This window comes from Exiguobacterium sp. KJ 601 (assembly GCF_027161185.1).
Classification (GTDB): domain Bacteria; phylum Bacillota; class Bacilli; order Exiguobacteriales; family Exiguobacteriaceae; genus Exiguobacterium; species Exiguobacterium profundum.
Genome location: NZ_JADHZG010000001.1, coordinates 1534906 through 1557525 on the forward strand (window position 1 = coordinate 1534906; position 22620 = coordinate 1557525).

At 47.3% G+C, this 22620-nt stretch carries 27 protein-coding genes; all 27 read right to left on the bottom strand.

Annotation, left to right across the window (positions count from 1 at the left end; genetic code table 11):
• Positions 1-2: 2 nt before the first annotated feature.
• The 27 genes from IRJ25_RS07880 to codY all read right to left on the bottom strand — a co-directional run bounded on the left by IRJ25_RS07880 (position 3) and on the right by codY (position 22596).
• Complete coding sequence (locus IRJ25_RS07880) at positions 3-1994, bottom strand: chemotaxis protein CheA (RefSeq protein WP_264092412.1); 1992 nt, start codon at positions 1992-1994, stop codon at positions 3-5.
• Between the two features lie 19 nt (positions 1995-2013).
• On the bottom strand, positions 2014-2853 hold the full coding sequence (locus IRJ25_RS07885; RefSeq protein WP_269318059.1) for a MinD/ParA family protein: 840 nt from the start codon (positions 2851-2853) through the stop codon (positions 2014-2016).
• A complete protein-coding gene (locus IRJ25_RS07890) occupies positions 2832-3887 on the bottom strand; it encodes a GTP-binding protein (RefSeq protein WP_214782958.1) in 1056 nt (351 codons plus the stop codon). The genes IRJ25_RS07885 and IRJ25_RS07890 overlap by 22 nt, the downstream gene beginning before the upstream one ends.
• Before the next feature lies 1 nt (position 3888).
• On the bottom strand, positions 3889-5910 hold the full coding sequence (flhA, locus tag IRJ25_RS07895; RefSeq protein ID WP_256440172.1) for a flagellar biosynthesis protein FlhA: 2022 nt from the start codon (positions 5908-5910) through the stop codon (positions 3889-3891).
• Positions 5911-5923: 13 nt separating this feature from the next.
• Complete coding sequence (gene flhB / locus IRJ25_RS07900; protein WP_214782955.1) at positions 5924-7018, bottom strand: flagellar biosynthesis protein FlhB; 1095 nt, start codon at positions 7016-7018, stop codon at positions 5924-5926.
• A complete protein-coding gene (fliR, locus tag IRJ25_RS07905) occupies positions 7015-7785 on the bottom strand; it encodes a flagellar biosynthetic protein FliR (protein ID WP_074037236.1) in 771 nt (256 codons plus the stop codon). The genes flhB and fliR overlap by 4 nt, the downstream gene beginning before the upstream one ends.
• Positions 7782-8054 (bottom strand): flagellar biosynthesis protein FliQ, encoded by a 273-nt coding sequence (fliQ, locus tag IRJ25_RS07910; protein WP_015881403.1) that lies wholly within the window; start codon positions 8052-8054, stop codon positions 7782-7784. Before fliQ ends, fliR begins: the two co-directional genes overlap by 4 nt.
• An 11-nt stretch (positions 8055-8065) precedes the next feature.
• A complete protein-coding gene (gene fliP / locus IRJ25_RS07915) occupies positions 8066-8731 on the bottom strand; it encodes a flagellar type III secretion system pore protein FliP (protein WP_074037237.1) in 666 nt (221 codons plus the stop codon).
• Entirely contained in the window at positions 8728-9222 is a 495-nt protein-coding gene (locus tag IRJ25_RS07920; RefSeq protein WP_074037238.1) for a flagellar biosynthetic protein FliO, read from the bottom strand. The genes fliP and IRJ25_RS07920 overlap by 4 nt, the downstream gene beginning before the upstream one ends.
• Positions 9219-9584, bottom strand: a complete 366-nt coding sequence (locus IRJ25_RS07925) for a response regulator (RefSeq protein WP_015881400.1) — start codon at positions 9582-9584, stop codon at positions 9219-9221. The genes IRJ25_RS07920 and IRJ25_RS07925 overlap by 4 nt, the downstream gene beginning before the upstream one ends.
• A gap of 13 nt (positions 9585-9597) precedes the next feature.
• Positions 9598-10728, bottom strand: coding sequence for a flagellar motor switch phosphatase FliY (gene fliY / locus IRJ25_RS07930; protein WP_264092411.1), 1131 nt, complete (start codon positions 10726-10728; stop codon positions 9598-9600).
• Positions 10725-11714, bottom strand: a complete 990-nt coding sequence (gene fliM / locus IRJ25_RS07935; protein WP_214817277.1) for a flagellar motor switch protein FliM — start codon at positions 11712-11714, stop codon at positions 10725-10727. The genes fliY and fliM overlap by 4 nt, the downstream gene beginning before the upstream one ends.
• Positions 11715-11723: 9 nt before the next feature.
• The gene (locus tag IRJ25_RS07940; RefSeq protein ID WP_269318060.1) at positions 11724-12176 is read right to left on the bottom strand and encodes a flagellar basal body-associated FliL family protein; all 453 of its coding nucleotides are present in this window, start codon (positions 12174-12176) and stop codon (positions 11724-11726) included.
• Positions 12169-12387 (bottom strand): flagellar FlbD family protein, encoded by a 219-nt coding sequence (locus IRJ25_RS07945; protein ID WP_031421671.1) that lies wholly within the window; start codon positions 12385-12387, stop codon positions 12169-12171. Before IRJ25_RS07945 ends, IRJ25_RS07940 begins: the two co-directional genes overlap by 8 nt.
• Positions 12387-13298, bottom strand: a complete 912-nt coding sequence (gene flgG, locus IRJ25_RS07950; protein ID WP_015881395.1) for a flagellar basal body rod protein FlgG — start codon at positions 13296-13298, stop codon at positions 12387-12389. The genes IRJ25_RS07945 and flgG overlap by 1 nt, the downstream gene beginning before the upstream one ends.
• 18 nt (positions 13299-13316) lie before the next feature.
• Positions 13317-13745, bottom strand: coding sequence for a flagellar hook capping FlgD N-terminal domain-containing protein (locus IRJ25_RS07955; protein WP_214782949.1), 429 nt, complete (start codon positions 13743-13745; stop codon positions 13317-13319).
• A complete protein-coding gene (locus IRJ25_RS07960) occupies positions 13717-14805 on the bottom strand; it encodes a flagellar hook-length control protein FliK (protein ID WP_214782946.1) in 1089 nt (362 codons plus the stop codon). Before IRJ25_RS07960 ends, IRJ25_RS07955 begins: the two co-directional genes overlap by 29 nt.
• A 22-nt stretch (positions 14806-14827) precedes the next feature.
• Complete coding sequence (locus IRJ25_RS07965; RefSeq protein WP_196430544.1) at positions 14828-15394, bottom strand: MotE family protein; 567 nt, start codon at positions 15392-15394, stop codon at positions 14828-14830.
• A 1-nt stretch (position 15395) separates the two neighbouring features.
• Positions 15396-15830 carry a flagellar FliJ family protein gene (locus IRJ25_RS07970; RefSeq protein ID WP_159562090.1) on the bottom strand — a complete coding sequence of 145 codons (435 nt, stop codon included), beginning with the start codon at positions 15828-15830 and terminating at the stop codon, positions 15396-15398.
• Positions 15827-17146 (bottom strand): flagellar protein export ATPase FliI, encoded by a 1320-nt coding sequence (fliI, locus tag IRJ25_RS07975; protein ID WP_159562089.1) that lies wholly within the window; start codon positions 17144-17146, stop codon positions 15827-15829. The genes IRJ25_RS07970 and fliI overlap by 4 nt, the downstream gene beginning before the upstream one ends.
• Complete coding sequence (locus IRJ25_RS07980; protein WP_269318061.1) at positions 17133-17858, bottom strand: FliH/SctL family protein; 726 nt, start codon at positions 17856-17858, stop codon at positions 17133-17135. The genes fliI and IRJ25_RS07980 overlap by 14 nt, the downstream gene beginning before the upstream one ends.
• Positions 17842-18849, bottom strand: a complete 1008-nt coding sequence (fliG, locus tag IRJ25_RS07985; RefSeq protein WP_026826250.1) for a flagellar motor switch protein FliG — start codon at positions 18847-18849, stop codon at positions 17842-17844. The genes IRJ25_RS07980 and fliG overlap by 17 nt, the downstream gene beginning before the upstream one ends.
• Before the next feature lie 5 nt (positions 18850-18854).
• A complete protein-coding gene (gene fliF, locus IRJ25_RS07990; protein WP_269318062.1) occupies positions 18855-20426 on the bottom strand; it encodes a flagellar basal-body MS-ring/collar protein FliF in 1572 nt (523 codons plus the stop codon).
• Positions 20427-20448: 22 nt separating this feature from the next.
• Positions 20449-20730 (bottom strand): flagellar hook-basal body complex protein FliE, encoded by a 282-nt coding sequence (gene fliE / locus IRJ25_RS07995; RefSeq protein WP_074037250.1) that lies wholly within the window; start codon positions 20728-20730, stop codon positions 20449-20451.
• Between the two features lie 13 nt (positions 20731-20743).
• Positions 20744-21172: a flagellar basal body rod protein FlgC gene (gene flgC / locus IRJ25_RS08000; protein WP_074037252.1), complete on the bottom strand. Its 429-nt coding sequence runs from the start codon at positions 21170-21172 to the stop codon at positions 20744-20746.
• Between the two features lie 3 nt (positions 21173-21175).
• Positions 21176-21544, bottom strand: a complete 369-nt coding sequence (flgB, locus tag IRJ25_RS08005) for a flagellar basal body rod protein FlgB (protein ID WP_074037939.1) — start codon at positions 21542-21544, stop codon at positions 21176-21178.
• A gap of 272 nt (positions 21545-21816) precedes the next feature.
• Positions 21817-22596: a GTP-sensing pleiotropic transcriptional regulator CodY gene (gene codY, locus IRJ25_RS08010; RefSeq protein ID WP_074037253.1), complete on the bottom strand. Its 780-nt coding sequence runs from the start codon at positions 22594-22596 to the stop codon at positions 21817-21819.
• Positions 22597-22620 lie beyond the last annotated feature (24 nt).

Genomic DNA, 22620 nt, shown 5'->3' on the forward strand with positions numbered 1-22620 from the left:
CCTTAAAAGAGATCGTTACTATCTACGATAAGGGCGACGCGACCGTCACCAAGAATGGTCGCACCAGAGATAGCTGGAATCCCTTCAAGATACGTACCGAGCGGTTTCATGACAATTTCTTGTTGACCGATCAAATCGTTGACGACGACGCCGACGAGTTTGTTGCCTTTTCGAACGACGACGACCGGGAATTGCGACTTCGTCTCTGATTCGATGCCAAACATTTCTTTCATGTAGACGAGTGGGACCAGTTGACCACGGAAGTCGAAGACTCGCTCACGGTGTGCTGTCAAAATGTCCGCTTCATCAAGTAATGTCGTCTCAAGGATCGATGTCAATGGAATCGCATACGATTCCTCTCCCACTTGAACGAGCATCGCCGAGATGATAGAGAGGGTGAGCGGTAAGCTGACCTGGAACTTCGTGCCTTGTCCCCCAACCGTCTCTAGAGAAACGACCCCACCGAGTGACTCGATTTTATTTTTGACGACATCCAGTCCGACACCGCGTCCTGACAAGTCAGTGACCACGTCTGCCGTCGAGAAGCCCGGAGCAAAGATCAGCATCGCCAATTCGTTCTCAGACATCGTCGTCGCTTCTTCATCTGTGATCACGCCGCGCTCCAACGCTTTCGAACGAACCTTGTCGACGTTGATGCCGGCACCATCGTCCTCGATTTCAATGAAGACTCGGTTTCCGCCGTGATACGCACGGAGTGCAAGCATGCCCTGCTCCGGTTTTCCGGCTTGAAGACGTACTTCCGGACGTTCGATGCCGTGATCGATGGCGTTACGGATCAAGTGGACGAGCGGATCGCCAATTTCATCGATGACCGTGCGATCGAGTTCTGTTTCAGCACCTGAAATGTCCAACTGGACTTTTTTATGAATCTCTTTTGCGACCGAACGCACCATTCGTGGGAAGCGATTGAACACTTGTTCGATTGGCATCATCCGGAGGGTCAAGACGAGTGATTGTAACTCGTTCGTTCCCCGCTTGATTTTTTCGACCGTTTCATTCAATTCTGGTTGACCGACTTCGTCCGCCAGGCGCTCAAGGCGTCCACGGTCGATAATGAACTCTTCAAACAAGTTCATCAGACGATCAATTCGTTCTAAGTTGACGCGAATCGTTTTTGCTTGTGCTTGAGCGGCTACTTGCTCTTTCGTATCTTTCGCTTCTTCCTTGTCCGAGGTAGCTTGAACGACAGGTTCAGGTGCAATCGTCTCCGCTGTCACAGCGACTTCTGGCTCACTGACCGCTGTTTCTGTAAACGCATTGACTTCGACGTGCTCCACTTCCGATACTTGAGCGATGGCATGTTCAATCACTTCTGCCGTCTCTTGTGACAAGAATAAGACGTCGAACGACAAGTCAAATTGCTCTTGTTCGATTTCTTCTGTCTCCGGATGTGTGCTGACGACCTCACCTAGTTCTTGAAGGCGATCGAATACCATATACGCACGGGCCGCTTTCAAGACGACCGCGTCAGACAGTTTGACTGTGATTTGATACGCCTCAAAGCCTGTCTGTTTGGCTTGCTCGATGACCGAGGTCGTATATAAATCAATCTCAAACGTGCTCGTCTCTGAAGTTTTTTCGACTGCGACTTCTTTCCCACCGATGAAGGATTGGAATGCAGCGACCGTTTCTGATACATCCACGTTCGCGCCTTGTCCTCCGCTTTCGATGTCCGCAATCATGTCTTCCATCTGTTCCATGGCGATGAACATCGTATCCAACAAGAGTTGGTTACTTTCCTTTTTGCCGCCACGGACGAGGTCGAGCGCGCTCTCCATCTCATGTGTCAAGTTGGCAACGCGTTCGTACCCCATCGTCGAAGACATCCCTTTTAGCGTGTGTGCCGACCGGAAGATCTCCTGTACAACATCCGCCCCACCCGATTGTTCTAATTTAAGTAATTGTGTGTTGATTGATTGGATATGTTCTTGGGATTCATCTAAAAACAACCCTAAGTATTCATTCACGTCCATCTCATTTGCCTCCCTGTCGTTATACTCGGTTCCACTGTTTTCGTAAGTTCCCCATCAAACGGTCCATCAAGTGACGTGGTTTCGGAGGCGTACCCGTAAGCGTTGTCAAAATTCGTTCGAGGCGCCAGCTAATATCACTCTTTCGGTTGTATTGATAAAACGGGACTTGGGCGATGACTGCCTTTCTGACAGATGAGTCGTCTGGTAGAAAGCCGAGGAATCGAATCGTCTTATTTAAAAACTGTTTACATGCGACTTCCATCCGTTCGAAACATTGAAGGGCTTCCTCACCGGACTGGGCTCGGTTGACGATGACGCCAAGCGGTAAGTCCGGGTACTGATGGTGCACCAGTTTCGTATATGCATAACCGTCCATTAGCGAGGTAGGTTCTGGAGTCAAAATCAAGAACATCTCATCGCAACCCGCGATGAATTGGAGTGAGGTGTCCGTCGCTCCAGCCCCCATATCGAACAGGACATAATCATATTCGGTCAATACTTCGAGTTCTCGCATGAGAAATTGCATGTCATCATCTGAGAGATGGACGAGTTGGTCCTGCCCACTCCCTCCATGTAATATATCGACACCATTTACATTTTTCTGAACAGCTGCAGCCAATGGAATACGAGCTTTGACGGTCTCGATCATCGTTCTGGACTTCATGGCATTCATCAAGATGTGCACATTGGCCATTCCGATGTCAAAGTCGACAATCAACACTCGTTTTCCGAGTTCAGCTAGGGCGATGGCCGTGTTTACACAGACGTTCGTCTTTCCGACCCCACCTTTCCCACTAGCAAAGGCGATTGTCGTCGGATGGGCAGCATTGATTGCTCTTAAACGCCTTGCTTGGTCCATCTTGCCCACCCTTCTTTCTCAAACAGTCGTTTCGTCAGTGCGTCCGCATGCCCCCGAATCAGATCGTCCGGCACTTCTTGGCCGTCTGTCATCCAGGCGACCGGAAGACCGCTCTTTTTCACCATGCGGTACATCGCGTGGATATCACTTGTCTCGTCCGCCTTCGTAAAAATGAGTGAGCTAAGAGGCAATGACTCGAATTGCGAATAGATCATATCCATGTCCTTCGTTTTGGATGTCAAACTCAAAACGAGCGAAAGGCTTGTTTCAGTGAAGTCGTGATGTTCATGAAACTGTTCGACGTAAGCCGGATCGCGGAAATTTCGTCCCGCCGTGTCGATTAGCACGATGTCTTTACGAGCAAACAATTGCTTGGCACGCTTGAAGTCATGAAAGTCATATGCCACTTCCACCGGAATACTCATGATTTCAGCATACGTCTTCAGCTGTTCGATGGCAGCGATTCGATACGTGTCGGTCGTGATCAATCCGACCGTTTTGCCTTCCGTCAGCTTGAAGTGCGCCGCAAGTTTGGCGAGCGTGGTCGTCTTGCCGACCCCCGTCGGTCCAACGACCATAACATATCGTTTAGCTTCAGGCGGTTCAATGAACGACGATTTGACTTGTTCGTAAACGAAACGTTCAGCTTCTTTTACAGATTTTGTCGTGTAGTATAGTTCGTTCAGCGTTTCCTCCCACGACTCATCCGCAAAGGATTCAGTCGAGAGCAGTGATTCGACGTGTTGCAACGAGGCGTGTAGTCTCGGTCCCGCTCCTCCGATCACACGTGGTGGCGTCTGCGTCACGACAGGTGGTGTTGGTGCTGTCCGAACAGGGACTGGCTGTCGTGGCTTTGTGACGACTTGCTCTTTTTCGAGGGCTGCGATGACCTCCACTTGCTTTGACGCAAAGAGACCGAACCATCCTGTCTTCACTTGTCGTGAGTTGAGGATGACCGCTTCGTCTCCGAGCTCTTGTTTCACTTTCGCCATCGCATCAGCCATGGTCTTCGCCGTAAACTTTTTAATCTGCATGTTAAATCACCCCAATACTTTTCACTTCGACGGAACTGAGTAATTCGTTATAAGCCAATACCGGCACATCTGGATAATACCGTTCGAGTAATTGACGAACGAACAGACGAATCGTTGGGGAACATAAAATCACAGCCGATGCCCCATATCGTTCAAACATCGACAGTTGTTCTCCAGTGCGTTCGATAATCTCTCGAGCTTGCTCTGGGTCGAGCGCCAAATAGTTCCCGAACTCCGTTTTTTGAACCGCATCTTGCACCGTCTGTTCCGTCTGTCCGCCGAGTGTCACGACGTAAAGGGGACCTTCAGGTGGTTTGACTTGATCGGTCAATTGACGGGACAACCCTTGTCGGCAATACTCTCCTAAGATTTCCGCATCTTTCGTCACTTTTCCGTAGTCTGCCATCGTTTCAAATAGAAGCGGCAAGTTTCGAATGGAAACACTTTCTTGGAGTAAGTGGCGCAACACTTTCTGAATTTCGCCAATCGAAAGGACTGACGGTGTCACGTCCTCTACGAGAACCGGATGCGTCTCTTTCAGGTGCTCGACGAGTTGTTTCGTCTCTTCCCGACCGAGTAAATCAGCCGCATGTTTCTTCAACGTCTCGGTCAAGTGAGTCGCGACAACAGAAGGCGGATCAACGACGGTATACCCGCTCATTTCTGCCCGAGTTCGTGTTTCTTCATCAATCCAAAGGGCAGGAAGACCGAATGCTGGTTCCGTTGTTTCAATTCCATATACCTCAGGGTCTTCGATGCCCGGGCTCATCGCCAAGTAATGATCCAGCAATAGCTCTCCCTCTGCAACGACGTTCCCTTTGACTTTGATTCGGTATGCGTTCGGTGATAACTGCAAGTGATCGCGAATCCGGACCGTCGGTAAGATGAAGCCAAGCTCGAGTGCGAGTTGACGACGAATCATGACAACGCGGTCTAACAAGTCACCGCCTTGAGACTCATCTGCAAGCGGAATCAAGCCATACCCGAATTCAAATTCAATCGAGTCAATCTGCAACAGCGAGACGACTGATTCTGTTGGCGCTGTCGATGGTTCCTCTTCGAGCATCGGCTCTTCCGTTGCCTGACGGATATTTCGACGCATCGTGTAGGCGCCGAAGAATGCCGTTCCGGCAATGATCATCGTCACAGGAAGTAGGGGCGGTGATACAAAACCAAGCATGAAGACAATCGACCCGGCGATATAAAGGAGTGATGGGTTTTGACCGAGCTGGTCGATTACGTCTTCCCCTAAGTTTCCATCCGAGACGGCACGGGTCACGATGATCCCGGTCGCGGTCGAAATCAAAAGTGCTGGGATTTGACTGACCAAGCCATCCCCGATTGTCATGAGTGAGAATGTTTGGAACGCTTCTCCAACTGGTAATCCCATTTGAACGACACCGATGATAATCCCGAAGATCAAGTTGATCGTAACGATGATAATACCAGCGATGGCATCTCCTTTAACGAACTTCGATGCCCCGTCCATTGATCCATAGAAGTCTGCCTCGCTTTGAATTTTACGGCGACGCATCTGGGCTTCTTTGTCGTCAATTAAACCAGAGTTCAAATCGGCATCGATGGCCATCTGTTTCCCCGGCATCGCATCGAGTGTGAAGCGAGCAGATACTTCCGATACACGCTCTGCTCCTTTCGTGATGACGACGAATTGAATGATGACAAGAATCAGAAAGACGACAAATCCGACAAGGACATTTCCACCGATGACGAAATCACCGAACGTCTCGATGACTTCCCCACCATAACCTTTAGATAGAATCGAACGGGTCGTCGATACGTTCAAACCAAGACGAAACAACGTCACAATCAATAAGAGAGAAGGGAATACGGAGAAGTCAAGTGCTTCCCGGGCATTCATCGCCACAAGTAGAATCATGATGGCGATCAAAATATTTACGATGATTAAAAAGTCTAATAAAAACCCCGGTAGCGGGATGATCAGCATGATGACAATCATCAACACACCAATCAAAATTGCAAAGTCTTTCGCTTTTACTGCCAACACATACTCCTCCTCAAGACGGTTGTTTCATTTGATAGACGAATGCCAGTACTTCCGCAATGGCTTGATAAAACGATTCGTCTACCACTTCACCGATGTCGATTTGCGCATAGAGCGCTCGCGCGAGTGGTTTATTTTCAACAATGGCCACGTCATGTTCTTTTGCGACATCTCGAATATGAAAGGCGACCCGGTCGACCCCTTTGGCGACCACGAGCGGCGCAAAATCTTTCGTGTCATCATATCGAATGACGACCGCGTAATGGGTCGGGTTCGTGATGACGACATCGGCATTCGGTATCTCTTGCATCATCCGTCGCATCGCCATTTCCCGTTGTTGCTGTTTGATTTTAGATTTGATGAGAGGGTCACCTTCCGTATTTTTGTACTCATCTTTTATATCTTGCTTAGACATTCGGATCGATTTCTCGAAATCAAATCGTTGGTAGAATAAATCGAGTAGTGCAAGTGCGAGCAAGGCGACACTTACCCAAAGACCAAGTTCGATTGTGATACTCGCGAGTGCGACAATCGATTCACGAACTTGTTCGACGGCCATCCGAGACAGTTCTTTCTGATTTTTCCAAAGGACAGCGACAGCGGTTGTCAGGATGATTAACAATTTGAATAAGGACTTTAAAAATTCGACGACCGCTTTCATACTGACGATGCGTTTGACCCCCTTGATCGGGTCGATCCGCTCAAGCTTTGGTTGAATGGCTTCTAAAGAAAATAACGTTCCGATTTGTAGGTAATTGATGAGAATCCCAAACACGACGGCGACGATAAAGAACGGAGCCAAAATCAAACCGACACGGAGCATTAAGTCGACAATCATATCCGACATGCCGCCCGTCACGTTAAACAATAAATACTCTGGGCTGAGTAAATCGCTGATTAAAGAAAGCAATTGCTGCCCAATCACGGGACCGAAAAAAGATAACATGAGAAACATCGCAAAAAGTGCGAACGCTCCAGTCAAATCGGCTGACTTGGCGACCTGCCCCTTCTTTCGGGAGTCTTCCCGTTTACGTGGCGTCGCTTTTTCTGTCTTTTCACCTGCAAAAAACTGTAGATTGACCGATAAAGGATATAGAGGCTTCTTCATGAGGCGTCTCCTAATATGAGCATAAAGTCGTGCATAACTTCTTGTAATAGCGGGATGAACTGGCTGATTCCTGTCAATGTCAGTCCCATCAATAAAACCATGACGGCAAAACCAGCGATAAGTTTAAATGAAAATCCGATGGCAAAGATATTGAATTGCGGTGCTGACTTCGCTAAAAAACCGAGAGCTAAGTCCACAAGCAGTAAGGAAGCCATCATCGGCAACGCTAATTGCAACGCGACCATCATTGTCATCGTGACGACTTTTACAGCCATCATCAATGAAGCTTCAGTAAAATTGATCATCGGTTGGCCAGGCGGATAGATTTGAAAGCTATAATAAATGCCGTCAATCAGCAGAAGATGCAGGTTGCTCGTCAACAAAATGAATAGCGTAAAAATATAATAAAATCGTCCAATCAATGGTGATTGACCGCCAAACATCGGATCATATGCGGATGCCATCGCTAATCCGAGCTGTAAATCGATGACCCCACCGGCAATTTGCGGTGCAAAAAATAGGATGTTGATCAACAGTCCGAGTAAAAGTCCGATCATGACTTCATAGACGACTTGCAGGACAAACGCATTGGTCATTTGAATTGGCTCGGTCAATGTGAACATTGCATAGTATGCTAAAAACGCACTGAACGCGACGCGGTGCATGACCGGTAATTGTCTCGTCGAGAACAACGGGACACTGACAAAAAAGCCAGACAGTCGCGCGAACGTTAATCCATACATACTGATGAAGTCGACTGCATTCATTTCGAAGCAACCTCGACCATCAACTCAAAAATCAAACGCGTGAACCCTTCAATCTGTTGAAGCATCCACGGTCCAAAAATGACGAGACCGATGAAGACCGAGATAATTTTCGGAACGAACGATAACGTTTGTTCTTGAATTTGAGTCGTGGCCTGTAAAATCGAGATCACGAGACCGACGATCAGTGAGATGAGTAGAAGTGGCATTGATATTTTTAATAAGGTCCACACACTCTCTGTCGCCAAATAGATGACCATTTCTTGTGTCATGTCCGTTCCCCCTACATACTTCTAAGCAATGATTCCACAATCAAGTGCCAGCCATCGACCAATACAAACAATAATAATTTAAACGGCAGTGCAATCATGACTGGAGGAAGCATCATCATCCCCATCGACATGAGGACACTCGCGACTACCATATCAATGATTAAAAACGGTAAGAAAATCATGAAGCCGATTTGGAAAGCGGTCTTCAACTCACTGATCGCATAAGCAGGAACCAAAGCGAGGAGAGGTACATCATCTAGTGTCTCCGGCTGCTCATAATTCCCATACTTTAAGAACAGTTGTAAATCTTCTTGTCTTGTATATTTCGACATGAACTCTTTCATCGTCCCACTTGCCTCATCGAACGCCTCATTTTGTGAGATCTTGTCATCGAGGTATGGTTTTAATGCGTTCTCATTTAAGTCAGAGAGAACTGGAGACATGACGAACAGTGTGATGAACAGTGCCAATCCGACAATCAATTGGTTCGGTGGCGTTTGCTGTGTACCGAGCGCCGGTCGAATGAATGACAAGACGACCACGACACGGGTAAAGCAAGTCATCAAGATTAAAAAGGATGGTGCGAGCGTCAGCAATGTCAACAAAATCAATAGCTTGATGGATGTCGATGTACTGTCCGGTGTTTCTAAATTGATCAATTGCTCAAACGTTGTCATGATTTCTTCCTCACTTCTTCTAGCTGAGCGAGTTGTTTCTTAAAGGTGTCTAAAAATGCATTCGAATTTGACGTTCGGAGTGACAAGGTTTCCGTTTGCTCTTCCTCCATCGTGTCCGCATCAAGTCGATCGATCAGTTGAATCGAATCGCCGACACCGAGTACATATACCTGGTCACCGAGCTTCACGAGCTGAACAGAGCGGTCTTTCCCAAGAGGGACGCCTCCGAGATGTTTCATATGTTGAGTCGCTTTCACGCCTTGTGTTTTGGAACCGAGCCAACGCATCAAAACGATAAATCCGCCGACCACGACCACGAGACTTAACACGACTTTCACGCCATTGCCAATGGTTGACGCTGTCGTTGGAACGTTACTTTCCTGTTCATCTGTCTGTTGTTGCTCGAATTGTTGGTCTACGGTGGCGGCCTCAACCGTGGTTGGACCGAAGAGCCCAACCACGAGAAGAATAATCAACCACCATTTCTTCATTGTGCGACCGTTTTAGAAACTGCTTCGATGACACGCTCTGCATTGAAAGGTTTGACGATAAAGTCTTTTGCACCAGCTTGAATGGCATCGATGACCATCGCTTGTTGTCCCATCGCTGAACACATGATGATTTTCGCATTCGAGTCGAAGCTACGAATTTCTTTCAATGCTGCGAGTCCATCCATCTCAGGCATCGTGATGTCAAGTGTGACGAGATCCGGTGTGAGTTCACGATATTTCGCGACAGCGTCCGCTCCGTTTTCCGCCTCACCTACTACGTCGTACCCGTTCTTTGTCAAAATGTCCTTAATCATCATACGCATGAACGCTGCGTCATCTACTACTAATACTTTTGCACTCATTCTAAATTCCTCCTTAAACGATTCCGATCCGCTCATGCGGTTGAATAATTTCTGTTACACGTACCCCAAAGTTTTCTTCAATGACGACGACTTCTCCTCTAGCGATTCGCTGTTGGTTGACATAAATGTCTACCGGCTCACCTGCTAATTTGTCGAGTTCAATGATGGAGCCTTGTGATAACTCAAGTACTTCCCGAACGGATTTTTTCGTTCTTCCTAACTCTACTGTCACGTTTAACGGGACATCATACAGCAACCCAAGATTTGCTGGGGCCGTTTCTTGTGACGCCGGTGATTGGAGTGGCATGAATTCCGCCTGGCTCACAGCTACTTCCGGCATAGATTTTTGCTTGTTTGGTTGTGGGGCAACGGACTGTGCTGGTTGTTGTGCTTGCGGCTGTGGTTTCGGTGCTTCCGCTCTCGGCTGCTCTTTTACCGGTTCTGATGCCGCTTGGACCTCTCCAGTCGCTTTCATCAACTCGTCGACTAACTGCTTTCCAAACTGAATTGGTGCAATCTGGACAATCGTTGAATCAATCAACGTGCCTACTTTGAGATTGAACTCAATGAGTACCATCGTCTCCCATAGTTCAAGGCGATCGATGATTGTCTGATTCTTTGTTGCATCAAACACTTCGACAAGCGGTGGCGAGATGTCAATTTTCTTCGAAAATACCGTCGATAAAGACGTTGCTGCCGCACCCATCATTTGATTCATCGCTTCTTGAACAGCTGATAAACGAATCTCATCAAGGCTCTCCGGATCAACATTCTCTCCACTTCCACCTAACATGAGGTCGGAGATGATTGCCGCATCTTCGCGAGTCAATACGAGAACGTTTTCCCCTTGGATTCCTTCTGTATAGCCAACTCGAAGTGCCACGTGAGGAGTGGGATAGCGTTCGCGTAACGCTTCAATTCTCACTTCACTGACAACCGGTGTCGTAATTTCAACCTTCTGTTGTAATAATGTTGACAAGGCTGTTGCCGAGTTCCCGAATGAAATATTCCCAATTTCTCCGAGTGCGTCGCTCTCCATCGAATCTAAATGTTCTTCTTTTGCTTCGACTTCTGGCGTCGGCGTATTGTCGCTTGTCCCACGTAATAACGCATCAATTTCATCTTGTGACAGCATCTCACTCATTGCTCTTCCTCCTTCACACGGTGAAGCACTTGAACCGCCATTCGCTTCCCGCTCACACCGACTTGCCCTTTAAATACTTTATTTTCCCCCACCATGACGGACAGAGGTTCTTTTGCTAATTGATCGAGTGCCAAACAATCTCCGACTTCTAGATGCAACAAATCTCCAAACGTGATTGTCGTCCCACCGAGTAAGGATACAACTTCGACTGTCGAGTTCATCAATTGAGCTTTAAGTGGCTCTTTACTCGATTGACTTGCATTCCGTCGATTCGCTTCTTGCATCCAATAATGACTTGATAGTTTGGACAATACCGGTTCGATTGTCACGAATGGAAGACAAACGTTGATGGTTCCGCTCACTTCACCAATCGTCACACCAATCGAAATCAAGACGACCGTTTCGTTTGGTGAAACGAGTTGCAGGAACTGCGGATTCACTTCAACAGCTGACATTTCTGCTTTAATCTCAGCAATCGATTCCCAAGCATCCCCATAAGTCGAAAAGGCTCGTTTGTACAATTGCATCAAAATCCGCATCTCAATTTCGGTGAACGATTCGATTTTATCCATCTCGACACCAGGACCTCCGAGTAACCGGTCTAGCATCGCGTATGAGATGTTCGGATTGACTTCGATGATGAATCGTCCGTTTAACGGTGGCGCCTCAATCAAGTTGATCATCGTCATGCTCGGAATGGAATGAATGAATTCATCGTACGGTAATTGTTCGACCGAGTTGACCGAAAACTGAACATATGTGCGAAGTTGAGCCGAGAAAAATGTCGTGAGCATACGCGTGAAATGTTCGTGAATCCGAGTTAAGCTGCGAATTTGGTCTTTTGAAAATCGAACGGCTCGCTTGAAGTCGTATTGTCGAACTTTCTTCTCTTCCTCTTGCGCGAGAAAGGAGTCCGCTTCGACATCCCCACTGCTTAAAGCAGATAGTAAGGCATCAATTTCTTGTTGAGACAGTACTTCTCCCATGATGCCACCTCACTGAATAATTTTCTTCGTCATATAGACGCGTTGGACTTCACCTTCTTCAAGCAGTCCGTTAAGTTGTTCTCGTAATGTTTGTTCGAACTTTTGCATATCTTCTTTTGTTGCCAATTGGGCTTTCGTCATCCCGGATAAATCACCCAAAATGACGTTGTGAACTTGGAACTTGCGTAGTTCTAAATTCTCTTTCGTTTCAGACGAATCTGTGACAATCGTAAATTGAACGTTAATGAAACGCTCGTCTTGAATGTTGGTCGTCATGTCATCAGTCATGAAACTCCGTTCTGCCAACTCTTCAGCTGTGACAGGTTTCGTTTTAGCAGTGACGTTATCACCAAAGACATATTTGTAAGTCATGAATCCGGCACCGCCCATGACGAGCAGGACGACAAGCAGGATGATTACGACTTTTAGGCCGCCACCTTTTTTCTTTTCTTCTTCACTCATCTTCTTCACCTCTTGTGAACATCGTTCCGACTAAACCGATTGAGCGGTAAAAGGCTTCAGTTCGTTCAATGATTTGATCTTTCGTTTCTTTTACGAGATACGTTTTGCCATTAAACAATTGGATGATCGTGTCGGGCTCTGCCTTCACCGTTTCGATGAGCAAAGCGTTGAGCACGAACTCCTCACCGCGAAATGCCGTAACGCGAATCATCAGCGTTTCAAGTTGACGAGCTCTTGAAGGATCTCGTCCGATGTTGTGATAATTCGTGTGTTCGCCTGGAATCCACGCTGTGCCACAATCATTTCTGTGAACTCTTCTGAAAGGTCAACGTTTGACATTTCAAGTGCACCTGAGACAAGTTCACCGCGACCGCCCGCACCAGGTACGCCAAACTGTGGAGCACCGGAGTTTTGCGATTGTACGAAGTTGTTGGCTCCGACTTTTGATAACCCGGCATTGTTCGAGAAGTTCGACGTGACGATATAACCAGCGATACGAAGTTCACCATTAGCAGCTACGAAACTAACTTGTCCGTCTTTACCAATTGAAAGCGATTTTGCATCTGTTGGGATTTTAATTCGACCGTATTTAACGGTTTGTGTACCTGCATCAGCTGCTAAATAAGGTGCGTCTAAGTTCGCCCCCATATTTGCTGCAGTAGGTGTGGCTGCAACTCCGGCAACACCAGAAGGAGGCAACGTGTTCGTCTGAGAACCAATGAGGTATGTCCCGTCGCCCGTCACCAAATTACCTTGGTTGTCCGTGTAGAAGTTCCCAGCGCGCGTGTATTGGATTTGACCATTGACCATCGTCGCATAGAATCCTTCACCTGAAATCCCAACGTCAAGGGCGCGTCCTGTGTTTTGCATGGCACCCTGGTTATAGACGTTATCGACCGTCGCCATCGTCCCCCCGAGACCGACTTCCTTCGGGTTCACACCACCTGTTGTCGCATTTCCGGCCGACGCACTCCCGACTTGTTGACTGACGAGGTCTTTGAACGTGACGCGACCTTTTTTATAACCGAACGTGTTGACGTTGGCGATGTTGTTCCCGACGACGTCTAGCTTCGATTGGAAGTTCTTCAATCCACTGATTCCTGAGTACATTGCTCTTAACATAATGCATTCCTCCTATGCTTATTTGATCGATGTGATATCGTACACGCTGACGGATGTTCCGTCTTCAAGATCGGCCATATATCCGGTTAAGTCGTTACGAGAAATGGAAACGACACGACCTGTGCCTTTCGTCGTCTCTTCACTCGTTTCGGTTGTAAAGTTGATTGTTTTCCCAATCATGCTACTGTATTCAGAAATCGACGACATGTGACGGTCGACGAGAACCGAGTCGAGTTGTTTTGAGATGGCTTGCATTTGCTCGAGAGACGAGAACTGCGCCATCTGTGCGATGAACTCTTTATCCTCCATCGGTGACATCGGGTCCTGGTTCGCGATTTGAGCGAGAAGCAACTTCATAAACATGTCTTTATCGTATTGATTTGTCGCTTTTGGGAGCGACTGATCTGGCAATGTATAATCATTCGTCTTCGGTTGGATGCTCGTCATCTTCAGACCCTCCTTTAGGCTGTTCTTGTGGTTGTTCTTGTTCCGGTTGCTCGGAACCATCGGACAAGGCTGATTTTGAATCGAGCGCCTGTTGTGTCAAGTTGACCTCGATCCGAACGTTTTGCGAATGGGGTGTCAACGTTTGTTGCAACTGTTGAACCTGTGACTGGATCAGTTGCTTCGCCTCTTGATTGCTGGCAAACATCTTGACGACAAGTTCTCCATTCTTCCGCTCTAGCTTGACGACGAGTTCCCCTAACTGCTCCGGATACAATCTTACAGTGAAGACTTTTGAACCATCTGCCCCACTTTTGAACGGTGCCTTTTGCAAAGCCGCTTCAATCCGAGCTTGTAAATTCTCAGGAAGGGATCCTTTCGAAGCATACATGACCGTGTCCACGTCAATCTGTGGTCTTGACCAGTTCATCCCTTTCGGCATCCAGTCTACGTTATTTGGCTGTAGCGCAGGTTTTGCGATTTTTACGGTTTCAACATTTGACAAGACGGGAACTTCTTTCAATGTACCTTCGATTGGTCCTTTATATTGTGTGATGATCCGTTGCATCGTTTGAACCTGTTTGGCAAGTTCTTGGTTTGGAACTTGTTGAGTTAGTGCAATGTTGGTCGTCTGAGCATTTCCCTCTGTTTGCTTCGTAGTATGGACTTTCGGCGTAGTCGTCGTCTGTACAATCGCCGGTAAAACCGAAGACGGGATTTCAGTCTCAGGCGAAGGATTAGACAATTGACCGAGTAAACTTACATATGCATCCATAAACGTCCGATACGCATCTTGTGGCAGTGATTTTAGCCACTTCAATGTATCAGGCTTTTGAAACCATGTTTCGAGTTCCTGTGCCATTTTTTCCAAATCGACTGATCCTTCAGGAAGCACACCTTCTTCAAGTTGAGGAAGTTCTGCCTGCTCCCCTGAGCCTTGCATTGGGGCAAGCATCGCAGAAAGGAGGCTTAAAAATCCACCTGCTCCCTGTGATTCTCCCTCCACTGCTCCAGTACGAGCCATCGATCCTTGAATGGCTTGCGTCAATAAAGCGATATTCAATGTTGGCCCTCCCTTCTTGTGTTCATTGGAGAAGCTGCGTCACAACCGCAGCCTGTTGCGCATTCATTCGTCCTAAGATGTCTGCTTGTTGCTTAGGTGATAGCTCCTTCAACAGTTCAGCAACTTGAGGGCTTTCGAGTTCACCCATAATAGCTGCCGCCTGTTTGGCTGACATTTCTTCATAAACGCTGGCGACATCAGATGAGGTCTCCTCTTCTTTTGACGCTGCCTCTAGTTCCGAGACGAGTCGATCTCGTTCACGAATCAAATCGGTGATTTCTTCTTGTCTAGCCTTTACTTCGTTCGTCAATTCAACATTTTCGTTGCGAAGTTTTTCAATCTCACTGTTCGCCGCTTTTAATCGGTTCGCTGCGTCCGAATCGATTCCCGTCACATTCACCTGCGTCTCCGTTTTTTTTGATTCTTCCGTTTTCTCGTCCTCGTTCACTTCTAATAAGGGAACGGATAAGAGCGGACGGTCCATCGCATAGTTCATGACGACGATCCCACCGACTAAGATGAAGATTGCTGGAATGAGGACCAACGCCACAATCATTTGCTTGCCTCGTTTATTGTTCTCTTTTGCCATGCTACTTCCCTTTCCCATGATGAATCACAGCAAGTTCATCCATCATTTGTTGCTCTGTAAGTTTAGCTACCGTCATCTCTTGCATGCTGACCTTTTCATGGAGCGTCACGTATTTCTTTTCTTCCACCACTTTACCGAGCAATCGTTCTTGCGACGCATGATAGCGATTGCGGGCCTGTTGTACGACGAGCTGTTGCGTTTCGATTTGACGTTTCACTTGCTCTCGCGTCTTTTCTCGATACTGCGACATGAGAAGGTCGATGTTTCCAGATTGTTCGTCTTGGTGTTTGATGAGCGACTCATACATGAGAAGAAGGTCATATAGCTTCTCCATCTCTGTCTCAAGTCTTGCCTTAAATCCTCTGACTTCTATGGCGGCATCTTCTTTTTCATGTTCCGCAATCGGCATGATTCGTTCTAATATGAGTCTATTCATGATTCACCTCGTGCAATATGTGACAAGTGGGTCATCGTCTGTTCGAAAGCAGCATCTTCTTCGATCGATTGTTTCAAAAACGTCAACAAGTATGGATATTTCTCCACAGCGGTATCAATTGAAGGATTGGTGCCTTTTTTATACGCTCCGATATTGATTAAATCTTCCGCGTCAATATAGGTCGCGAGCCAACTGCGGAACGTTTGAGCTGCATCTCTGTGTGAAGGGGAAGCGATTTGGTTCATGACCCGACTGATGGATTTCAGTACATGGATTGCCGGGAATTGCCCACGGTTTGCGAGCGCCCGGTCCATCACAAAGTGTCCGTCTAAAATCCCCCGCACCGCGTCGGCAATCGGTTCATTCATATCATCCCCGTCGACGAGGACCGTATAGAACGCAGTGATTGAACCTGTCGCCGCTGTTCCACTTCGCTCTAATAGTTGAGGTAACATGGCGAATACTGATGGGGTGTACCCTTTCGATGTTGGGGGTTCGCCCGTCGCAAGACCAATCTCACGCTGTGCCATCGCAAAACGTGTCACCGAGTCCATCATCAAGACCACTTCTTTCCCTTGGTCCCGGAAGTACTCGGCAATCGCGGTCGCCGTGTAAGCTCCCTTCAACCGGACAAGCGGGGGTTGGTCGCTTGTCGCTACAATCACGACGGAACGAGCCATGCCTTCTGGTCCGAGTTCTTTTTCGATGAACTCTTTTACTTCCCGACCCCGTTCTCCAATCAAGGCGATGACGTTAATATCTGCCGAAGATCGTTTGGCAATCATCCCGAGCAAGGTCGACTTCCCTACACCGGAACCAGCAAACAAACCGACCCGTTGTCCTTTCCCTACAGTCAACAGTCCATCAATCATGCGTACACCGGTCGACAGCGCATCTAAAATCCTTGGTCGATTCAAAGGATTCGGAGGTTTACGTTGAACGTCATAACGCTTACCGGTCACAAGACGCTCACCTGAAAGTGGACGTCCCAAACCATCGAGCACTTGACCAATCAACTCTTCCCCTACAGGAACTTGAAGCATTTTTCCCGTTCCCTTTACAAGACACCCTGGCGCAATTTGCGTAGTTTCACCGTATGGCATGAGCAGAACACGCTCTTCATTGAATCCGACAACCTCTGCTTCAACCGTTTCATTCGACGGAAGGACAATCAAACAGCGTTCTCCGACAAATGCACTCGGCCCATTCGACTCAATCATCAATCCGATGACACGGCAAACTCGACCGATTTTTCGTGTGAACTCGCCGTCCGAAGACTGCTTGATTGAGTCAAGAACCTGCTCAATAAGCACCATCCGCTAAAACCTCCTCGATTTTAGCTTGAATCCGTTCGAAACTATACGTTAAATCGACTTCATTCCCACGATGTGGCGACTCGATTCGGACTGCCGTTTCATCCAATGATCCGTCCCCACGATATTTCAAAGGGGGTGTCTCTTCTGTCCGCCACATCGCTTCGAATTGCTGAATCGAGGCAAGACGTGTCGGATGAACAAAGATTGTGATTGCTTCGGCATCGATCCAATGTGACATTTGATCACGGATCATCGTCGCAAAGAGTTCTTCATCTTTCCGAACAAGTTCCGTTGTCACATGTGCACTGACCGAGATTGCCAGCTCAATGAGTTGTTCTTCCGCTTGTCTCCATTTTTCTTCAAATAAGAGTTCAAGTTCGCTCGAAACGGAATTTAATCGTGTGGTGATGTCCTCGAACTCAGCCAATCCGTCCTGTCTACCTTGAAGGAGACCTTCCTGATACCCTTCTGAACGCGCCTCCTCGAACACCTGTTGTTTCAACCGCTCCAACTGTTCGACTTCGGTCAACTGAAACTGTTGAAATGCTTCTTCGTCCTGCTTCAACTTCTCATAGCGCGACTGAATGACATCGCGATGATTGATTCCGTCATTCGGTTCTATAATGGGTGTTTCTAAGCGCTTGGATTCAATCCGTTGCGGAATATTCGATGTTGCACGTTGGCGTTTGATCACATTAGACAACGATGTCATCTCCTCCACCTCGACTGATTACAATCTCACCGACGTCCTCTAGGCGACGAATGATTCCGACGATTCGGCTCTGTGCCTCTTCGACGTCACGCAACCGTACCGGTCCCATGAATTCCATATCTTCTTTGAACGTTTCGACCATACGTTGTGACATGTTTTTGAAGATAATTTGTTTGACTTCCTCCGAAGAGACCTTGAGCGCAAGTAACAAGTCGTCGTTCGCCACTTCGCGAATGATTCGTTGAATCGCACGAGAATCGAGCGTAACGATATCTTCGAAGACGAACATCCGCTTTTTGATTTCTTCTGCAAGTTCCGGGTCTTCGATTTCGAGCGCATCGAGAATGGTACGTTCGGTCGTCCGGTCTACACCGTTCAAGACTTCGACGACTGCTTCGATTCCACCAGATTGGGCATAATCTTGCATATCCGTCTGCGACAAGTTCTTCTCAAGGATTTGTTCCACTTCATGGATGACGTCTGGATTGAGTCGATCCATCGTCGCAATCCGTTTTGCGACTTCCGATTGAATCTCAGGTGGAAGTTCCGAGAGGATTTGCCCTGACTTGACGGGTTCTAAATGCGCTAAGATTAACGCAATCGTCTGTGGGTGCTCGTTTTGGATAAAGTTCAATAACTGTTTCGGGTCTGCTTTTCGTGCAAACTCGAACGGTCTGACCTGTAAGGTGGAAGTCAGACGATGAATCAATGCCATCGCCTTGTCTTCACCAACTGCTTTTTCAAGGACAGTTTTCGCAAACCCGATTCCACCCTGAGTGATATAACTTTGTGCCATGGCGAGTTCATGGAACTCACCGAGAATACTATCCTTTTCTTCCGGGGACACTTTTTTTAACGCTGAAATTTGAAGCGTCAGTTGTTCCATCTCTTCTTCTGAAAGATGTTTGTAGACGTTCGCTGCCACTTCAGGTCCCAGGGAAATCATGAGCATCGCTGCTTTTTCGCGATTCGATTGTTTTGCATAGTTCACGTTACTCACTCCTCAGACATCCAAGTACGAAGCAGTTTAGCAAACTCTTCTGGATTACTTTCAGCTAATTTTTCTAACTGTTTCTTCTTCACTGCACCTTCGCCTCGCTCTTCGAGGTCTAGGTCAGGTACTTCATCTTCATATGGAACTTCCCATTCGTTCGTCTCTTCCACAACCTCTTGCTTCCGTCTACGCATCGCGAAGAAGATCAAGGCAAGAATTACGACTGCACCCGCCGCTGCCGCATACACCCACCAAGGTGTCGGTTGCTCTGTTGCTGCAACCTCTTCCACTTCAGCGAACGGTCTCGACACGACGACAACTTTCTGTTCGAGTTCAGCATCCGTGATGGCTTCATCCGTCTTCGCTAACGACGTCCGAATAATGGAATACATCATCGTCTCGAGGTCGCCTTCTAACTGCGGATCGATACTTGTTGCGCCATCTGGTGGTTCAACGATGAGTTGGACTCCGAGGTCACGAATCGTATATGGTGCGTTTTGAATCTGCTTCGTGATGCGGTTGACCTCGTAATTGATGATTTCATGATTCTTTTCACTTTCTTCTGTGCCATCACCAGTCGCTGCCGGGAAGTTGATTGTGTCGTTCTCACCAGTTCCCGTCGCTTCTGTCGCCGTACCTGTTCCGCCAGTGTATGCTTCAGCAATCCGCTCGGCAGACGTGACGATGCCTTCCATGTTTTCTTCATCGACCGGCGTGACAAGATTCTGTTCTTCAGCCGTTTGTGTCGTGTCGATGTCTGCTGTGACGGAAACGAGTACGCTCCGTTCGCCGAGTAGAACCGAGAGCATCTGTTGGATTTGTTGACGTACGTCTTTTTCGACTTGTCGCTTCAACGCCAATGGATCTGACGAGGAACCTCCAGCAACAACGGTCTGGTCGAGATCATAATACGTGAAGTATTGGTCCATAATTGAAATGTTTTCCGGTTTCAAGTTCGGGACACTCTTACTAATCAAATGATAGAGACCTTTTACTGTGTTTGGTTCTAAATTCGTCCCCGCTCCGATGTTCAAGACGATGGACGCGGTAGGCTCACCTTGATCTTCTGCCAAGAAGACAGACTTCTCAGGAAGTGAGATGATTACTTTCGCTTGATTGATTCCTTCAATCTGTGTGATGAGTCGCTCTAGCTCCGTCTGCATCGCACTACGTTCGATGACAGCCATCTCACGGTCTGTCGTTCCGAACCCTGCGTTTTCACTGAAGAAACTATAATCAATCGAGCCGGACTTTGGAATCCCGGCAGCAGCCAAACTCACTTTCAACTGATCGACCATTTCAGTCGGCACATACACGCTCACACCGTTCGAAGTCGCCTTGATTTCCGACTGTACCCCGTCTGCTGTCAACTTCTCTGTCACTTCGCCCGCTTCTTGAGCAGACAAGTTTGTATAGAGAGGTGCCATGTTTGGCCTTGAAAGGAAGAATGTGAGTACGAGGGCCGCGATTAGTATGACCGCGATCGAGATGCCCCATACGAGTTTACGTTTCGCTGGCATCGCCTTTAATGCACCGGTCATGGATTTGAATCGTTCTTTTAATTGTTCATTCATCGCAACTTGTCATCCTCTACAATTAAACTTGCATTCGCATCATTTCTTGATAGGCCTCAACAGCCTTGTTCCTCACCTCGATGGCAAGTTGCATCGCAATCGACGACTCTTCACTTTGAATCATCACCTGATGAAGGTCAGCTTTCCCGACCGCCAAATCTTTACGGGCTTGACTAGTCGCTTGTTGTGTCTCATTCAATGCGTTCATCGCTTCATTCAAGTATGACCCAAATTGAGATGGGTTCGTTTTATTCAGTGATGGCGTGAGTTCTGGGCTCATCAATTGAATTGGATTAATTTGCATCCGTTAACACTCCTTATCCTTTACCAATCTCCATCGCTTTTACGAGCATCGCCTTCGAGGCGTTCATCGCTGCAATGTTTGCTTCGTACGAACGAGTCGCACCCATCAAATCGACCATTTCTTTCAAGAGATCGACGTTCGGCATTTGTACGTACCCTCGCTCATCCGCATCGGGATGATTCGGGTTATAAGCCAATTTATACGGTGCATCGTCTTCGATGATTTGAGATACCTGCACCCCTCCATTAACGGCATCCATTTGCTTCCGGAATGGCGCTTCTTGCAACACGGTCATCTTTCGTGTGTATGGTTGCCACTCTCCGTCCACGAGTCTCCCGCGAGTCGTCTGAGCGTTGGCGATGTTCGCCGACACGGTATCCATTCGTAGCCGTTGTGACGTCAACGCTGAAGCTGAAATATGAAAACTATCAAACATTCCCATTGATTAACGACCTCCCCGAATAACAGATTTTAATCCCCCGAGCCTACGATTCAATTGCTCCATCATCGCCTCATACTGGAGTTGGTTTCGTGCCAGCTCACTCATTTCATAATCCAAGTCGACGTTGTTGCCATCACTCCTCATGGCGCCACCAGCTCGATCGATGACCTTCGACTGGGTCGAGTCACTCGGACGACCACCTTGCAGCTTGAGTCGCATCTCACTCTGAAGCGTCTGCTCAAACACAGCCTGTTTGGCTTTGAAATTCGGCGTATCAATGTTTGAAAGGTTATGACTGATGACCTTTTGGTTAAGGACTGAATGGTTGATGGCTTGCTTTAGTAATTGATAGTCACTACCAATCCAATTCACGGCGTTCACTCACTTTCATATAATGACTACTAAATATACCTCATTTGGAAAATCTACTATTTCATTGAAACAAATCTGTAACAGTTCTGAAAGATATTTTTTAAAACATAGGTAAATGGCTTAATATCTTTTTGTCGAATTCACGTCAAAAAGTGAAAATAATTACTTTTGTACTAAAAAAAACCGCCTCCTTATCAAGGAAAGCGGTTTTTTAGGAATAAAGTCCCTTTTAAAAGTGTTTTCAATGGAAATCACACATCGAAAGTTGTATTTCAGTTTGATTTCAGTTTTTGCAATTCAAACAAGAAGTTGTCATTTAATATCTTGATATACGTTCCTTTCATTCCTAAAGAACGTGATTCAATGACCCCTGCACTTTCTAATTTCCGAAGTGCGTTGACGATGACCGAACGCGTGATTCCCACTCTGTCGGCAATTTTGGAAGCAACTAGCAATCCTTCGTTTCCACCAAGCTCTTCGAAGATGTGTTCGATTGCCTCAAGCTCTGAATACGATAACGAGTTAATCGCCATCTGGACGACCGCTTTCTTACGTGCCGACGTTTCGGCTTCCGCAGCCTTCTCACGAAGGATCTCCATTCCAACTACAGTTGCAGAGTACTCCGCGAGAACGAGGTCATCTTCTGTGAATTCATTCGCCAATCGACCGAGTACGAGCGTACCTAAACGTTCTCCTCCACCGATGATTGGAACAATCGTCGTCATGGAGTTGAGGAATAGATCGTGGTTCTCGACTGGGAACGCTGTATATTCACTATCGATATCGATGTTCGCTGTCGTTTCTTTCACATTGAACAAGTTCGAAGCATATGGCTCCGGGAACTGTCGATCGACTAAGAATGCTTTCATCCGGTCATTCTCAATCTGTTGTTTGATTGCAAAACCGAGAAGTCGTCCCCGACGGCTCACGATAAACGTGTTGGACTCAAGGACTTCACGCATTTTGTCCGCCATTTCTTTAAAGTCAACGTGCGCACTTGCCTCTTGTTGAAGCATTGTGTTTAATTGGCGTGTTTTTTCTAGTAAGTTCATATTCTCTATTTCCTCCCTGTATGT

Bases quoted from the DNA above. Each gene is read 5' to 3' on its own strand.
- flgG (WP_015881395.1), bottom strand. From the start codon at position 13,298: ATGTTAAGAGCAATGTACTCAGGAATCAGTGGATTGAAGAACTTCCAA.
- fliR (WP_074037236.1), bottom strand. From the start codon at position 7,785: ATGAATGCAGTCGACTTCATCAGTATGTATGGATTAACGTTCGCGCGA.
- IRJ25_RS07885 (WP_269318059.1), bottom strand. From the start codon at position 2,853: ATGGACCAAGCAAGGCGTTTAAGAGCAATCAATGCTGCCCATCCGACG.
- IRJ25_RS07880 (WP_264092412.1), bottom strand. From the start codon at position 1,994: ATGGACGTGAATGAATACTTAGGGTTGTTTTTAGATGAATCCCAAGAA.
- IRJ25_RS07940 (WP_269318060.1), bottom strand. From the start codon at position 12,176: ATGAGTGAAGAAGAAAAGAAAAAAGGTGGCGGCCTAAAAGTCGTAATC.
- flgC (WP_074037252.1), bottom strand. From the start codon at position 21,172: ATGGGAATGTTTGATAGTTTTCATATTTCAGCTTCAGCGTTGACGTCA.
- fliY (WP_264092411.1), bottom strand. From the start codon at position 10,728: ATGAGTGAGATGCTGTCACAAGATGAAATTGATGCGTTATTACGTGGG.
- codY (WP_074037253.1), bottom strand. From the start codon at position 22,596: ATGAACTTACTAGAAAAAACACGCCAATTAAACACAATGCTTCAACAA.
- flhB (WP_214782955.1), bottom strand. From the start codon at position 7,018: ATGAAGAAGCCTCTATATCCTTTATCGGTCAATCTACAGTTTTTTGCA.
- fliI (WP_159562089.1), bottom strand. From the start codon at position 17,146: ATGGTGCTTATTGAGCAGGTTCTTGACTCAATCAAGCAGTCTTCGGAC.
- IRJ25_RS07890 (WP_214782958.1), bottom strand. From the start codon at position 3,887: ATGCAGATTAAAAAGTTTACGGCGAAGACCATGGCTGATGCGATGGCG.
- fliM (WP_214817277.1), bottom strand. From the start codon at position 11,714: ATGGGAGAAGTACTGTCTCAACAAGAAATTGATGCCTTACTATCTGCT.
- IRJ25_RS07955 (WP_214782949.1), bottom strand. From the start codon at position 13,745: ATGACGAGCATCCAACCGAAGACGAATGATTATACATTGCCAGATCAG.
- fliP (WP_074037237.1), bottom strand. From the start codon at position 8,731: ATGACAACGTTTGAGCAATTGATCAATTTAGAAACACCGGACAGTACA.
- IRJ25_RS07945 (WP_031421671.1), bottom strand. From the start codon at position 12,387: ATGATTCGCGTTACGGCATTTCGCGGTGAGGAGTTCGTGCTCAACGCT.
- IRJ25_RS07970 (WP_159562090.1), bottom strand. From the start codon at position 15,830: ATGAATAGACTCATATTAGAACGAATCATGCCGATTGCGGAACATGAA.
- IRJ25_RS07965 (WP_196430544.1), bottom strand. From the start codon at position 15,394: ATGGCAAAAGAGAACAATAAACGAGGCAAGCAAATGATTGTGGCGTTG.
- IRJ25_RS07980 (WP_269318061.1), bottom strand. From the start codon at position 17,858: ATGACATCGTTGTCTAATGTGATCAAACGCCAACGTGCAACATCGAAT.
- fliQ (WP_015881403.1), bottom strand. From the start codon at position 8,054: ATGACACAAGAAATGGTCATCTATTTGGCGACAGAGAGTGTGTGGACC.
- fliE (WP_074037250.1), bottom strand. From the start codon at position 20,730: ATGCAAATTAATCCAATTCAATTGATGAGCCCAGAACTCACGCCATCA.
- IRJ25_RS07920 (WP_074037238.1), bottom strand. From the start codon at position 9,222: ATGAAGAAATGGTGGTTGATTATTCTTCTCGTGGTTGGGCTCTTCGGT.
- fliF (WP_269318062.1), bottom strand. From the start codon at position 20,426: ATGAATGAACAATTAAAAGAACGATTCAAATCCATGACCGGTGCATTA.
- IRJ25_RS07925 (WP_015881400.1), bottom strand. From the start codon at position 9,584: ATGAGTGCAAAAGTATTAGTAGTAGATGACGCAGCGTTCATGCGTATG.